The 14,122-nt window shown below is 55.4% G+C and carries 12 protein-coding genes and 2 tRNA genes; 12 read left to right on the forward strand and 2 right to left on the reverse strand.

Translation table 11 applies throughout. The features are described from left to right. Positions 1 to 187: 187 nt before the first annotated feature. From JAO79_RS12535 to lipA, 12 genes are all read left to right on the forward strand, one after another. Entirely contained in the window at positions 188 to 1,939 is a 1,752-nt protein-coding gene (locus tag JAO79_RS12535) for a tetratricopeptide repeat protein (RefSeq protein ID WP_199007601.1), read from the forward strand. After that, the gene (gene lolB / locus JAO79_RS12540) at positions 1,936 to 2,562 is read left to right on the forward strand and encodes a lipoprotein insertase outer membrane protein LolB (protein ID WP_199007602.1); all 627 of its coding nucleotides are present in this window, start codon (positions 1,936 to 1,938) and stop codon (positions 2,560 to 2,562) included. The genes JAO79_RS12535 and lolB overlap by 4 nt, the downstream gene beginning before the upstream one ends. Before the next feature lie 4 nt (positions 2,563 to 2,566). Beyond that, entirely contained in the window at positions 2,567 to 3,430 is an 864-nt protein-coding gene (gene ispE / locus JAO79_RS12545; RefSeq protein WP_199007603.1) for a 4-(cytidine 5'-diphospho)-2-C-methyl-D-erythritol kinase, read from the forward strand. A gap of 19 nt (positions 3,431 to 3,449) precedes the next feature. Further along, positions 3,450 to 3,524: transfer RNA gene (locus JAO79_RS12550), tRNA-Gln, on the forward strand. A 52-nt stretch (positions 3,525 to 3,576) separates the two neighbouring features. Continuing rightward, complete coding sequence (locus JAO79_RS12555) at positions 3,577 to 4,527, forward strand: ribose-phosphate diphosphokinase (protein ID WP_199007604.1); 951 nt, start codon at positions 3,577 to 3,579, stop codon at positions 4,525 to 4,527. A 190-nt stretch (positions 4,528 to 4,717) separates the two neighbouring features. After that, a complete protein-coding gene (locus JAO79_RS12560; RefSeq protein WP_199007605.1) occupies positions 4,718 to 5,359 on the forward strand; it encodes a 50S ribosomal protein L25/general stress protein Ctc in 642 nt (213 codons plus the stop codon). Between the two features lie 21 nt (positions 5,360 to 5,380). Then, entirely contained in the window at positions 5,381 to 5,971 is a 591-nt protein-coding gene (pth, locus tag JAO79_RS12565) for an aminoacyl-tRNA hydrolase (protein ID WP_199007606.1), read from the forward strand. Positions 5,972 to 6,053: 82 nt separating this feature from the next. After that, complete coding sequence (ychF, locus tag JAO79_RS12570) at positions 6,054 to 7,145, forward strand: redox-regulated ATPase YchF (protein WP_199007607.1); 1,092 nt, start codon at positions 6,054 to 6,056, stop codon at positions 7,143 to 7,145. A gap of 91 nt (positions 7,146 to 7,236) precedes the next feature. Further along, positions 7,237 to 7,313: transfer RNA gene (locus JAO79_RS12575), tRNA-Met, on the forward strand. 68 nt (positions 7,314 to 7,381) lie between these two features. After that, the gene (locus tag JAO79_RS12580) at positions 7,382 to 8,593 is read left to right on the forward strand and encodes a serine hydrolase domain-containing protein (protein ID WP_199007608.1); all 1,212 of its coding nucleotides are present in this window, start codon (positions 7,382 to 7,384) and stop codon (positions 8,591 to 8,593) included. 111 nt (positions 8,594 to 8,704) lie between these two features. Then, positions 8,705 to 9,982, forward strand: a complete 1,278-nt coding sequence (locus tag JAO79_RS12585) for an O-acetylhomoserine aminocarboxypropyltransferase/cysteine synthase family protein (protein ID WP_199007609.1) — start codon at positions 8,705 to 8,707, stop codon at positions 9,980 to 9,982. A 130-nt stretch (positions 9,983 to 10,112) separates the two neighbouring features. Then, a complete protein-coding gene (gene lipA / locus JAO79_RS12590; protein ID WP_199007610.1) occupies positions 10,113 to 11,159 on the forward strand; it encodes a lipoyl synthase in 1,047 nt (348 codons plus the stop codon). A 49-nt stretch (positions 11,160 to 11,208) separates the two neighbouring features. Here the strand turns inward: lipA and JAO79_RS12595 are convergent, their stop codons facing one another. Continuing rightward, positions 11,209 to 13,263: a BCCT family transporter gene (locus tag JAO79_RS12595; protein WP_199007611.1), complete on the reverse strand. Its 2,055-nt coding sequence runs from the start codon at positions 13,261 to 13,263 to the stop codon at positions 11,209 to 11,211. 237 nt (positions 13,264 to 13,500) lie between these two features. Continuing rightward, positions 13,501 to 13,938, reverse strand: a complete 438-nt coding sequence (locus tag JAO79_RS12600) for a Spy/CpxP family protein refolding chaperone (protein ID WP_199007612.1) — start codon at positions 13,936 to 13,938, stop codon at positions 13,501 to 13,503. Positions 13,939 to 14,122: the final 184 nt, after the last annotated feature.

Consider the following 14,122-nt stretch of genomic DNA (forward strand, 5'->3'; position numbering starts at 1 on the left):
CTACCGGCGCCCGGCTGCACCTGCCACCTCAAAACGCCCCCGCTTCGGCAACTGCGGACATGTTGGGCAACTTCAAGCGCTTATGCCATTATAGGCGCTCGGCCTTGACCACGATCCGATCTGCCTCAATTTTATCAGGCAAATAACGGTCATTCTGAAACACAGCCTCGAGCTCACAGGACGTTGCATGCAAAGAAACGCACCATACCTGGCCACCTGCCTGCTGGGAATTACCTTCGCCACTTTATCCGGCTGTTCCAGCTTTTCAGGGTCATCCTCACAACCACCGGCCCCCGAGCCCGCTACTACCCCCGCACCTGAACAAACCGACATCGAATACGCCGACTTCGAGCCCGAGGTGCTTTATCAACTCCTGTCAGCGGAAATCGCAGCGCAACGAGGCCGCTACGACGTCACCCTGGTCAACTATCTTCAGGCCGCAAAATCGTCTAAAGATGATGGCGTGATCGAACGGGCCATGCGCATCGCTCAAACACTCAATGCCGACAACGCCCAACAACAGCTGGCTAACCTGTGGCTCGAAAAATCGCCCGATAATATTCAGGCTCACCGCGTGGCTGCCATTCAAGCGGTCAAACGACAGAACCTGGAAACCGCCCTGTATCACATGGAAGAGATCATGAACCAAGGCGAAGACGCTGACTTTGACAGCCTCGCTGCCATGGCCACACAACTTCCTCCGGCACAACAACAGGAACTCCTGGCGCTGTACTTGCGCCTGGCGGAGCGCCACCCGAACACCCCGGATCTCGAGTACGGCATCGCTCTGCTGATGAAGGTAACCGGCGCTCCCCAGGATGGCCTTGACCGGCTGGAAACACTGCTTGGCGGGCATCCGAATTTTCAGCCCGCCATTACACTAAAGGGTGATCTGCTTTACCAAACCGGCCAGACAAAAACGGCGCTGAACTACCTCACGACCCATACCCGGCGATTCCCGGACAATCGCCAAATGGGCACGCTGTACGGCCGCATCCTGATTAACGAACAGAAGCTGCAAGCCGCACAGGACGAGTTTCAACGCTTGGTTGAACGCCACCCCGACGTGCCCGGGCTTAAGCTGTCACACGCTTTGGTTGCACTGGAAAACCAACAGCCTGCCATCGCGCGCGCCGAGCTTACCGCGCTTGCTGAGCAAGGCCACCACACCAATGAAGCCAAGTATTATCTGGGCCGAATTGAGGAGGAAGCCGGAAACCTCGAGCTGGCTATCAACCACTATCAAAGCGTGGAAGATGGCAACTACTACTTCCCATCCCTGTCACGGGCCAGTGAGCTGAAAGCACAATCAGGGGAGCTGAGCGAGGCCATCAGCCACCTGCACGCCCTTCGGGCCAACAACCCCGAACAAGCCGAGCAGTTCTGGCTACTGGAAATCAATCTGTTGATTGATCAAAACGAGAAGGCAAAAGCCCTGGCCGCCACCAATGCAGCCCTTGAGCAGCACCCGGAAAACGTTGAGGCCCGATACGCGCGGGCCATGCTGCTCGACGCCAAGGGCGAAACAAGTGCGGCAGAACAAGACCTCAAAGCCATTCTGGACATTGAGCCGGCCAGCTCTATTACCCTGAACGCGCTCGGTTACATATTGACCGAACGAACCGATCGCCTTCAGGAAGCTCAGGGCTACATCGAGCGCGCCCTTGCTCTCGACCCGGACAACCCTGCCATTCTGGACAGTATGGGGTGGGTGTTATTCAAGCAAGGCCGCACAATGGAAGCGCTGGATTACCTGTCAGAAGCTTGGGGCGCCTACCCAGACCCGGAAGTATCGGCCCATTACGGCGAAGCCCTGTGGAGCATCGGCGAAGAGGAGCAAGCCCGGATTGTCTGGGAAGAAGGTCTGGATAACGACCCTGATCACGAGATCCTTCTCGAAACCATCGAGCGCCTGACCAACGAAGGGAGCGAAGAATGATTCGCAGAACACTCCCCCTGCTAGCCCTGCTTATTTCAATAACGGGCTGTACCACCATACAGCTGGAACCCTTGCCCGAGGGCATGACGGAGCAGCCACCCGCAGAATGGGCGGCTCGCTCGGACAAGCTCACCAGATTCAACCACTGGTTGCTGTCGGGCAAACTGGCCGTCAAACAACCCTCCGACAGCGGCACAGCGGTGATCAATCGCTGGCAGCAACGCGACGAGGTCTACGAACTGGCGTTGTCGTCGTCATTTCTTGGTATGGGTAGCACCCAATTAAAAGGCGTACCGGGCTACATTCATCTGACCATGCCCAACGGCGACAGCTATCAGTCCTCGGAGCCGGAAAAGCTGATCAAGGCGGCCACAGGCTGGCAACTGCCCATCGATAACCTGACGTGGTGGATCAAAGGCCTGCCCGCACCCGACGGAGACTTCCGCCTGTTGTTTGATGAACGCAACAAGCTGGCCATTCTCGAACAGAATGGCTGGGAGATCCGCTACGATCGATGGCACTCGTTCGTGGACAGCCTGCCCGAACTGCCGGCACGAATAACGGCCTTGAAAGACGATAAACGAGTCCGTGTCGTTATTAGTCAATGGCAACGCGAGGACTAACCCAGTGACCACCCGCATCACCCTGCCCTCGCCGGCAAAGCTGAACCTGTTTTTGCACATCACCGGCCAACGCCCGGACGGTTATCACGAACTCCAAACCCTGTTTCAGTTTCTGGACTACGGCGACGAACTGACCTTCACGTTAACCCCGGAACAGCCCGGGGTGCGCCTTGAAAACTCCATAGCCAGCGTGCCCGATGATCAGAATCTCATCATCCGGGCGGCCAAGGCTCTGGCCGCCCGCAGTCCGGATGCCTTACCGGGAATCAGCATCAATCTGAACAAACATTTGCCCATGGGCGGCGGATTAGGCGGCGGCAGCTCCAATGCCGCTACCACTCTGCTCGGTTTGAACTATCTTTGGAACTTGAACCTGAGTGAAGACGAGCTAGCCCAAATTGGCCTGACCTTGGGTGCCGACGTGCCCGTTTTTGTTCGCGGCAAAGCAGCGGTCGGCGAAGGCGTGGGAGAAATCCTGACGCCCGCAAACCCGCCCCAGGACTGGTTTCTGGTGCTAAAACCAAATTGCGAAATCAACACCGGAAAGATTTTTTCAGAAAAAGGGTTGACAAGAGACACCCCAAAAATGAAAATACGCCCCGCTTTTGAGGGAGACGCCTCGAGGTACCGAAATGACTGCGAGGATGTAGTTCGTGAACTGTATCCTGAGGTTGACCGAAGCCTGGAATGGCTTGCACAATTCGGACCTGCAAGATTAACCGGAACCGGGGCTTGCATTTTTGGACGTTTCCCTACAGAATCCGCAGCGCGGATCATCTGGGAAAGCAAACCCTCCGGCATCAAGGGGTTCGTAGCTAAAGGGGTGAACATTTCACCGCTTCACACAAAGCTAACAGAGCTAAGATGATGCCAAAAAAGCACGATACTGGGGTGTCGCCAAGTGGTAAGGCAACGGGTTTTGATCCCGTCATGCGCAGGTTCGAATCCTGCCACCCCAGCCACCTTTCTCCCGCTTCTTCTGAATCAAACGCCGATACCGAGAAGGATGCCTTCGTGTCAAAACTGATGATCTTCGCTGGCAACGCCAATCCTGAGCTTGCCAAAGCAATCGCAAAGAAACTCCACATTCCCATGGGCGAAGCCACAGTTGGCCGCTTCAGCGATGGTGAAACCACCGTTGAGATCAATGAGAATGTACGTGGCCATGATGTATTCATCATTCAGCCCACCTGCTACCCAACCAACGACAACCTGATGGAACTGATCGTGATGGCTGACGCCCTGCGTCGCGCCTCTGCATCACGAATCACGGCAGTTGTCCCTTATTACGGGTATGCGCGCCAGGATCGTCGCGTTCGCTCTACGCGTGTTGCTATCAGCGCCAAAGTCGTTGCCGACATGATCTCCAGCATCGGCGTGGATCGTGTACTGACGCTTGACCTGCACGCTGACCAGATTCAAGGCTTCTTCGACATTCCGGTGGACAACATCTACGCCACACCGGTGATGATGGAAGACATCGAGAAGCAGCGTTTCGAAAACTTTGTTGTGGTATCCCCCGACGTTGGCGGTGTTGTGCGAGCCCGTGCCGTTGCCAAGCGCATGGATGATGCCGACCTGGCCATCATCGACAAACGTCGCCCGAAAGCCAACGTTTCTCAGGTTATGCACATCATCGGTGATGTAGCCGACAAGACCTGCATTCTGGTGGACGACATCGTGGATACCGCCGGCACCCTGTGCAAGGCCGCTGAAGCCCTGAAAAACCGCGGCGCTTCAAAGGTTGTTGCCTACATTACTCACCCGGTATTGTCTGGCCCTGCCATTGAGAACATTAACGGATCTGAGCTGGACGAACTGGTTGTCTGCGACACGATCCCGCTGAGTGACAAAGCGAAGAATTGTGATAAAATCCGCGTCCTCAGTATGGCTGGCCTGCTGGCAGAATCTATTCGCCGGGTCAGCAACGAAGAATCTATCAGCGCTCTGTTTGAGAACATGTAATTCGGAACCTCCGGAATACAGCGCTCACTCAATCAGTTAAATAACGCTGAAGCCGTATCAGAGTCGGGAGCCTAACTAGGCTCCCGACTCTTTTAGTCAGCCGGAGAAATAACTCTCGGGCTATTCAAAAAACATCATCTGTTCAAATGCCTGGTCGCGGGCTGTTCAGATGACGATTGAGGTACATATCATGTCCCAGGAATTTGTTATTGAAGCATTTCCTCGTGACGATCAGGGGAGAGGTGCGAGCCGCCGCCTGCGTCGTGAGGAAAAGAAAATCCCAGCAATCATCTATGGCGAAGGCAAAGAAGCCGTTTCCATTTCTATCTGGGAAAACGAGCTGAAAAAAGCTCTGGAAAACGAATCTTTCTTCTCTCAGATCCTGACCATCGATCTGGACGGCAAAAAAGAAAGCGTTATCCTGAAGGATCTGCAGCGTCACGCGTACAAGCTGCGCCTGATCCACGCTGACTTCATGCGTGTAGACAAGAACCACGAGATCACTGTTCAGGTTCCTGTTCACCTCGTGAACGAAGACACCGCTCCTGCGATCAAGACTTTCGGTGGCGTAGCCTTCCGTCTGCTGACCGAAGTTGAAGTAGCGTGTCTGCCTAAGGACCTGCCAGAGTTCATCGAGATCGATCTGACCGACGTGGAATTGGATCAAGTTGTTCACCTGAGCGACCTGAAACTGCCAGAAGGCGTTCGCATTCCGGCTCTGCAGCACGATTCTGAGCACGACCAGGCTGTTGTGTCTATCCAGAAGCCGAAAGGCGCCAAGGCTGATGACGCGGAAGACGCTGAAGAAGCCGAGGAAGGCGGCGAGGAGTAATTACTCCGGAGGGACTGGCATATGGCACAGGATATTGTCATGGTGGTTGGCTTGGGTAATCCCGGTGCCGACTACGAGAATACCCGCCACAATGCCGGCGCCCTGTTCGTCGAAGCGCTGGCCCGCGATGCGGGTCAGACGCTCCGCCCCGAAAAGAAGTACCACGGGCTTTACGCTCGCATCCATTGGCAGGGCCTGGACCTGCATCTGCTCAACCCCAGCACGTTCATGAACCGCAGCGGCCTGGCCATCAAGGCACTCGCGGATTTCTTCAAGATCGCGCCTGAAAACATCCTGATTGCCCACGACGAACTCGATATCGCCCCCGGCACAGCCAAGCTTAAGAAAGGCGGCGGCCATGGCGGCCACAACGGGTTGCGCGATGCGATCGCACATCTGGGTACCAAAGACTTCCAGCGCCTTCGTATTGGCATTGGCCATCCCGGCGACAGCCGCAAGGTAACCGGCTACGTGCTCGGCCGTCTCGGTAAAAAAGAAACCGAAGAACTCAATGCCGTCACCGCAGAAATCATGCGCGTACTGCCCGACGCCGCCACCGGCAAACTTGCAGCGGCTATGAACCGCCTGCACAGCTTCAAGCCTACGGCCTGAACAGGTCACAACCCCTTACTCGCACCTATACCGATACACCGGTATAATCCGCGCAAATTATCAGTTCCAGCAGAGGCATTCCATGGGATTTAACTGCGGCATTGTCGGCTTACCAAACGTCGGCAAATCAACTTTGTTCAACGCACTCACCAAAGCCGGTATTGGCGCCGAGAACTTCCCGTTCTGCACCATCGAGCCAAACGCCGGCGTGGTGGCCATGCCCGACCCACGCCTGACCAAACTGGCGGAGATCGTCAAACCCGAGCGCGTGGTGCCGACCACCATGGAGTTCGTAGACATCGCCGGCCTGGTTGCTGGCGCATCCAAAGGCGAAGGCCTTGGCAACCAGTTTCTGGCCAACATCCGCCAGACTGATGCCATCGCACACGTTGTTCGCTGTTTTGAAGACAGCAATGTGATCCACGTTGCCAACAAAGTTGATCCGGCTTCCGACATCGAGATCATCAACACCGAGCTCGCCCTTGCCGACCTCGATACCGTCGAGAAAGCCATCAAACGGGTACAGCGTGTTGCCAAAAGCGGTGACAAAGACGCCAAAGCCCAGCTCGAGATGTTCGAACAACTGCTGCCGGTACTGAACGAAGGCAAGCCGGTGCGCAGCATGAACCTCGATGACGATCAGCTGGCGCTGATTCGTGAGCTGTGCCTGCTGACCATCAAACCGACCATGTACATCGCCAACGTCAGCGAAGACGGTTTCGAGAACAACCCTCACCTTGACGTTGTGCGTGATATTGCTGCGTCTGAAAATGCGGTTGTCGTCCCCATCTGCAACAAGATCGAAGCCGAAATCTCCGAACTGGAAGACGATGAAAAGGCCATGTTCCTGGATGAAATGGGCATGGAAGAGCCGGGCCTCGACCGCGTTATCCGCGCTGGCTATGCGCTTCTGGACTTACAGACCTACTTCACCGCTGGCGTGAAAGAAGTGCGCGCCTGGACCGTTCGCGTTGGCGCAACGGCCCCTCAGGGCGCCGGTGTTATTCACACCGATTTTGAGCGCGGCTTCATCCGTGCCGAAGTGATCAGCTATGACGACTTCGTACAATACAACGGCGAAGCCGGTGCAAAAGAAGCCGGCAAATGGCGCTTGGAGGGCAAGGAATACATCGTTCAAGACGGCGATGTCATCCACTTCCGCTTTAACGTGTAAATTTTCGGAAATTTTGGCTTAGAAGCCTTGACAGCTTGAAGCCAAATGCCGAAAATACGCGCCTCGTTTGGGGTGATCCCCGAAACGATTTGGCAAGGTAGCTCAGTTGGTTAGAGCACAGCACTCATAATGCTGGGGTCGGCGGTTCGACTCCGCCCCTTGCTACCAGTATTCTAAAAGCCCGACTCGAAAGAGTTGGGCTTTTTTTTTGCTCATACCTTCTGGAATCTGCTGCCATGTCCGAAAACATCGCGTCCGGTTTGTCCATCAATACCCTTGACCGAATCACCCGCCATTTCGATGAACGTTACATCCAGCCCGGCAAACTGCCCGGCGCGGTCACTCTCGTGGCCCGTCACGGCAAAGTGGTCTGGACACAGGCGCAGGGGCTGATGGACGTTGAACGCAACCGCCCTATGCAGCGCGACACCCTGTTCCGCATCTATTCAATGACCAAACCGGTCACCTCTATAGCCATGATGCAACTGTACGAACAGGGCAAATTCCTGCTCAACGACCCGGTGCACAAGTACATTCCGTCCTGGCGCAATCGGCGGGTGTACAAAAGCGGCAGCTATCCGAACTTCGAAACCGAACCGGCCACCACAACGATGACCATTCGGGATCTGATGACTCACACCTCCGGGCTGACCTACGGCTTTACCGAGCGCACCGAGGTCGATGCGGCGTATCGGCAACTTAAGCTGGATGGCAGCTCCATTCTCACACTGGACAAGCTGGTCAACCGGCTGGCGGAACTGCCTCTGGAATTCTCACCCGGAACCGCTTGGAATTATTCGGTATCCACCGATGTGCTCGGGTATTTGGTAGAGCTGCTCTCTGGCCAGTCGCTGGATGACTACTTTGACGAACACATCTTCAAGCCACTGGGCATGACCGACACGGGCTTTCATGTTCGCGCTGACCAGCAACACCGGTTTGCGGCCTGTTATCTGTATCAGCCCGGCGACTCCATGAAGCTTCAGGACGACCCCGAACGCTCGAAGTACCTGAAAACACCACGCTTCCTTTCCGGGGGCGGCGGCCTGGTGTCTACCATCGACGACTATCACAAGTTCGCGCAAGCTCTGTGTCAAGGTGGCGAATTTCAGGGCCGGCGCATTATCGGCCGCAAAACACTGGCGTTCATGTGCCGCAACCACTTGCCCGGCAACCAGGACCTGCCCGCACTGTCAGTTGGCGGCTTTAGCGAAACGCCTTACCAAGGCAGCGGATTTGGGCTGGGCTTTTCAGTCAAAACCGACGTTCCGGCCTCACACACGGTAGGAACGGAAGGCGAATTTGGTTGGGGCGGGTTAGCCAGCACCAGCTTTTTCGTAGACCCCGAAGAAGATCTGGCGGTTATCTTCATGACACAGCTGATGCCATCATCCTCCTATCCGATCCGGCAAGAGTTAAGAGCTTTGGTTTACGGTGCGATGACCTAGATCGCCGCGGGAACGCGCATTACGTAACACTACCTATTCGATCCTGGCGGCCTGTGGCATACTCGGCCTCCTTAGCCAATAACGAACAACTCATCAGCAAGGACTGTTGTCATGAAACCAGCAACTCTCGCCCTGCACGCAGGCTTTAAAAGCGACCCGACCACCAAGGCCGCAACCACGCCGATTTACCAGACCACATCCTACACCTTTGACGACACCCAGCACGGCGCTGATCTGTTTGACCTGAAAGTTCAGGGCAACATTTATACCCGCATCATGAACCCGACCAACTCGGTTCTTGAAGAACGCATGGCCGCACTGGAAGGCGGTATTGGCGCGCTGGCCGTTGCTTCCGGCATGGCAGCCATCACCTATGCCCTGCAAACCATTTGCCGCGTAGGTAACAACATCGTCAGTACCGGCCAGCTGTATGGCGGTACCTACAACCTGTTTGCACACTCGCTGCCGAACCAGGGCATCACCTGCAAAATGGTCGCCCACGACGATTACGACGCTCTGGAAAACGCCATCGACGACCAGACTCGCGCCCTGTTCTGCGAGTCTATCGGTAACCCTGCCGGCAACGTTGTCGATATCCAGAAGTGGGCCGAAATTGCCCACAAGCACGGCATTCCCCTGATTGTGGATAACACCGTCGCCACGCCGGTTCTGTGTCGCCCATTCGAACACGGCGCCGACATCGTGATTCACTCCCTGACCAAGTACATTGGCGGTCACGGAACGACGGTAGCAGGCATTGTTGTGGATTCCGGCAAGTTTGACTGGAAAGGCAACGCCGACAAGTTCCCGATGATGAACGAGCCAGACCCGTCCTACCACGGCGTGGTCTACACCGAAGCACTGGGCGAAGCCGCCTTCATCGGCCGCTGCCGTGTAGTGCCGCTGCGTAACACGGGTTCTGCGTTGTCACCATTCAACTCTTTCCTGATTATGCAGGGCATGGAGACATTGGCACTGCGGATGGAGCGCCACTGCTCGAACGCCGAGAAAGTCGCCCAGTTCCTGCAGGATCACCCCTCGGTTGAGTGGGTCAACTACGCTGGTCTGGCCGACAGCCCGTATAAAGCTACCTGTGAAAAGATCTGCGACGGCAAGGCCTCGGGCATTCTGAGCTTCGGCATCAAAGGTGGCCGCGAAGCAGGCGCCAAGTTCATCGATGCACTCGACCTGATCCTGCGTCTGGTCAACATTGGCGATGCCAAGTCTCTGGCGTGTCACCCGGCCACTACAACCCATCGTCAGCTTGATGCCGACGAACTGAAGAGCGCCGGTGTCAGCGAAGATCTGGTCCGCCTGTCTATCGGCATCGAAGATGTTGACGACATCATTGCCGACGTTGCGCAGGCTCTGGAAAAGTCCCAGGCCTGATCTTCACCAACCGGGTACGACCAAAGTCGTGCCCGGTACCCTCGTGATTGCCCGTATCCACCTTGTAACTGCACGCCCCGCCCTTTAACCTTTAGAGCTCACCTTATCTGATTCGAGAGCTCCCGACGCCATGAGCGACAGCGCAAAACCCCGCATTACCAGTGGTTCCAAATTCCGCAACGAACACGGTTTCGCCGCCATCAAAGACGGTGTGAAGCGAACGGCCTCGAATGCGGAAGACAAGCCTCTGGAGCGCAAGCCAAAATGGCTGAGAGCGCGTATGCCCGGCGGGGAACGTTTCGAAGCGGTACGTCGCAACGTGTCAGAGCACCGCTTAAGCACGGTTTGCCAGGAATCCCACTGCCCGAACATCGGTGAATGCTGGACCAACGGCACCGCCACTATCATGGTTATGGGTTCGGTTTGTACCCGAGCCTGTAAATTCTGCGCGGTTGATACCGGCAATCCGAAAGGCTGGCTGGACCCGGAAGAACCCGAGAACACGGCCAAGTCCGTTGAACTGATGGGCCTGCGCTACATCGTACTTACGTCCGTAGACCGGGACGATCTGGAAGACGGCGGAGCCGCCCACTACGCCGCCTGTGTATCGTCTATCAAGCAGCGCACACCGGAAGTTGCTGTGGAAGCTCTGACACCGGATTTCGATGCGGTAATGAGTGATGTGGAGAAGGTGGTGGATTCCGGTCTGGATGTATTCGCCCAGAACGTGGAAACCGTCAAACGCCTGACCAGCCGCGTGCGTGACCCGCGCGCCGGCTACGAAAAGACCTTGAGCGTTCTTGCTCACGCCAAGAAACACCGGCCAGACGTACTCACCAAAACCAGCCTGATGCTGGGTCTTGGTGAAACGGAAGAAGAAGTCCTCGAGACGATGGACGATTTGCGCGCCATTGGCGTAGACATTCTGACGCTGGGCCAATACCTCCGCCCTACCCCGAATCACCTGCCGGTAGAGCGCTACGTGACACCGGAAGAGTTCAACCGGTTCCGTGAGATCGGTTTGGAGAAAGGCTTCATGGAGGTGCCCTCAGGGCCAATGGTGCGTTCCAGTTACCGGGCCGACCGGGTGTTTGACAAGAACAACCTGGGGCTGACGGTACCGGAAGTTCCCGCGTCCTCTCAGGCTATGCAAATTCCCGTCAAGCACGTCGATTAAGCCGTTTTTGAAAATACCGCCGAAGCCTCGCTCCGGCGGTATTTTTATATCAGGCTTTCCCGGGTTCCGGGTTGTCTGGCGTACTGATCATTTCATCGTGTTCGGCCATTTCCCACGGCAGCTTGCCCGGGGATATATCGAGGAAGTGCAGATAGTTCTCGAACTGGTCCAAAATATCCTTGATCACATCGTCTTTGTCATACCCGTAAATATCGTAGGCCCGGCCACCCCGGCGCAGATACACCTCCGCCCGGAAGTAGACGTCCGGCTTGTCCGGGTCCCGTTTAAGCTCGCCGTAAACAAACCCCGGCATGGCGTGCTCGGTTAAGCGAATGTCGTAAACGAAATCCACGTGGTTCTTACGATGCACCATCAAATGCGAGCGCTCGTTTTCAGAATCGAATTCGGCGGAAGCACTCCAACCCTGCGCCGTTAACTCTTTCTCAACGTCCCGCATGGCCTCCATCACGGTGCCTTCAATGTAGGTGACCACATCTTGGCGCGAGGGAAAGTCCACCATAGCCGCCAATCGATGCTTCCATTGCGCCCCGGTCATGTGTCGGTTGCTGCTGACGTGGGCCTGCAAACTGGTTTCACGGTGCCCTTCGATCACCAGCGCCCGCCACATGCCAATCGCGGCAATCAGCATGATGATGGCGAACGGCAATGCGCTGGCAATGGTCATAGTCTGCAAGGCGCTCAAACCACCCGCCAACAACAAGACCGACGCGACCGCACCTTCCAATACCGCCCAGAACACACGCTGCCAGGCAGGCGTTTCAATAACACCACCGGAGGCAAGCGAATCGATCACCAGGGAACCGGAGTCCGATGAGGTAACAAAGAATGTCACGATCAATAGCACAGTCAGCAATGAGATAAAGAACGACCAGGGCAACACATCAAACAGCTTGAACAAAGCCACGGCATGGTCGGCCTGGACATCGTTGATCAGAGTATCTAACCCCTCGTTCATAATGAGCGTGAGGGCCGTATCGCCAAAAACCGAGAACCACAAGAAGGTAAACACCGACGGCACCAGCATCACGCCAAACACAAACTGCCGGATGGTGCGCCCGCGACTGATTTTCGCAATAAACATCCCGACAAACGGGGCCCAGGCGATGGTCCAGCCGAAGATGAACAGCGTCCAGTTACCGATCCAGTCGCTGCGGGTATAGGCTTGCAAGTTAAAGGTGCGCTCAACAATGCCACTCAGATAACTGCCGGTGTTCTGCAGGAAGGTTTCCAGTATGTGGATGGTCGGCCCGACGATAAACACGAATAGCATCAGAGAAATGGCCAAAACCATATTAAGGATGGACAGTCGCTTTACCCCCTTATCCATACCGGCCACAACGGACACGGTTGCGGCTGCGGTTATCACTGCAATCGCGATAATTTGTACGGTTGTGTTGATGGGAACATCAGACCAGAGGTAATTAATACCCGCATTGATTTGAGTGACCGATAACCCCAACGTGGTGGCGATACCGAACATGGTTCCGAGGATGGCAAACACATCCACCACATGCCCCAACGGGCCATAGATCTTCTCACCGATTAACGGATACAGTGCGGAACGAATCGAAAGCGGTAAGCCATGACGGAAAGCAAAATACGCTAGCACAAGGCCCACCAAACCGTATATGGCCCAGATGTGGAAGCCCCAGTGGAAGAACGCGATTTGCATGGCTTGTTTTGCCGAGTTTACGGTTTCTGCTGCACCCGCAGGCGGAGCGGCATAGTGTAAAACCGGTTCCGCCACGCCAAAGAACAACAAAGCGATGCCATAACCCGCAGAAAACAGCATCGCGAACCATTCAGGGAAGGAGTATTGCGGCTCGGCATGGTCTGGGCCGAGCTTGATGTTGCCCCATTTGGAAGCACCTACAGAAACAATAAAAACCAGAAAGATGGCCACCGAGAGCATGTAGAACCAACCGAATGTCTCCGTGATCCAGCTCAGCGTGGCACTGAATGCTTCGCCCGCCAGTTCCGGATTGCTGATTGTTCCGACGACCAGTAGCAGCGCCACGACAACGGCGGGTATAAACACCGGCACCAATATCGTAGACCGCATCGCTTTCTTATCCGAAGCCATAAAATGACACCCATCCTTTTGTTAAATAAGAAGTTCCAATTTGCGATTTTACATTTCCGCACAGAAGCAAATGCACCTAGCAACACTATAGAAGCTCTAGGCCATTATTCCATTACTGAGATTTTTCGAGCTATTTCAGAATCGTTACAGCAAACGCGGGGAGAAATCAGAAAATAAAAAGAAGAGGCCGGGCACCCACGGCCGGGGTGCCTCGGAATTACCACCAGTAATGAACGATTACTGAGACTGCATCTGACGCTGTTGCATTTGTTGCTGCATCTGTTGCTGCATTTGCTTCATTTTGCGGTCGAGCTCGTCACGCTGCTCTTTGGTGAAAACAGCATCCACTTTGGCTTGCATCAACGCAGAAAGCGCGGCAATTTTTCCGGTTACATCGCCCAGTTTTTCAGCTTGGGAACGAATGGCATCTTCATCGTAATCCGCTCTGATTTCGCCTTGCAGCTCACGCTGAAGCCCCTGAGCGTCCTGGCGCAGCTCACCTAACTCGCCTTCCATTTCGCTGATGATGTCGCGGATCTCCGCCTGCTGGTCATCGGACAAGCCTACCATCTGCGCCAATTGAGCAACCTGGTCTGTTTGCCCCTGCTGGGCAAATGCCGGCATCGACAAACTAATGGCTACCAAGGCCGATCCAATAATTTTTTTCAGTTTCATAAAACGCTCCAAACGTGAGTGGTCACTTCACCACAATAGGGTCCATTTTAGTTTCAGTGCTTTACACCCTAAATCATTCCAGCAGGCGATTTCACCCCGATCCCCCTGCTTTTTGTACAGTTTCGGGAAGCATCCGCCCACACCCCGCGCCACTCCGGCATTTTGACAATGTGAAAATTTAGTC

This window comes from Marinobacter litoralis, assembly GCF_016427555.1.
Lineage (GTDB): Bacteria > Pseudomonadota > Gammaproteobacteria > Pseudomonadales > Oleiphilaceae > Marinobacter > Marinobacter litoralis_A.

Bases quoted from the DNA above. Each gene is read 5' to 3' on its own strand.
- JAO79_RS12535 (WP_199007601.1), top strand. From the start codon at position 188: ATGCAAAGAAACGCACCATACCTGGCCACCTGCCTGCTGGGAATTACC.
- lolB (WP_199007602.1), top strand. From the start codon at position 1,936: ATGATTCGCAGAACACTCCCCCTGCTAGCCCTGCTTATTTCAATAACG.
- JAO79_RS12560 (WP_199007605.1), top strand. From the start codon at position 4,718: ATGTCCCAGGAATTTGTTATTGAAGCATTTCCTCGTGACGATCAGGGG.
- pth (WP_199007606.1), top strand. From the start codon at position 5,381: ATGGCACAGGATATTGTCATGGTGGTTGGCTTGGGTAATCCCGGTGCC.
- ychF (WP_199007607.1), top strand. From the start codon at position 6,054: ATGGGATTTAACTGCGGCATTGTCGGCTTACCAAACGTCGGCAAATCA.
- JAO79_RS12580 (WP_199007608.1), top strand. From the start codon at position 7,382: ATGTCCGAAAACATCGCGTCCGGTTTGTCCATCAATACCCTTGACCGA.
- JAO79_RS12585 (WP_199007609.1), top strand. From the start codon at position 8,705: ATGAAACCAGCAACTCTCGCCCTGCACGCAGGCTTTAAAAGCGACCCG.
- lipA (WP_199007610.1), top strand. From the start codon at position 10,113: ATGAGCGACAGCGCAAAACCCCGCATTACCAGTGGTTCCAAATTCCGC.
- JAO79_RS12595 (WP_199007611.1), bottom strand. From the start codon at position 13,263: ATGGCTTCGGATAAGAAAGCGATGCGGTCTACGATATTGGTGCCGGTG.
- JAO79_RS12600 (WP_199007612.1), bottom strand. From the start codon at position 13,938: ATGAAACTGAAAAAAATTATTGGATCGGCCTTGGTAGCCATTAGTTTG.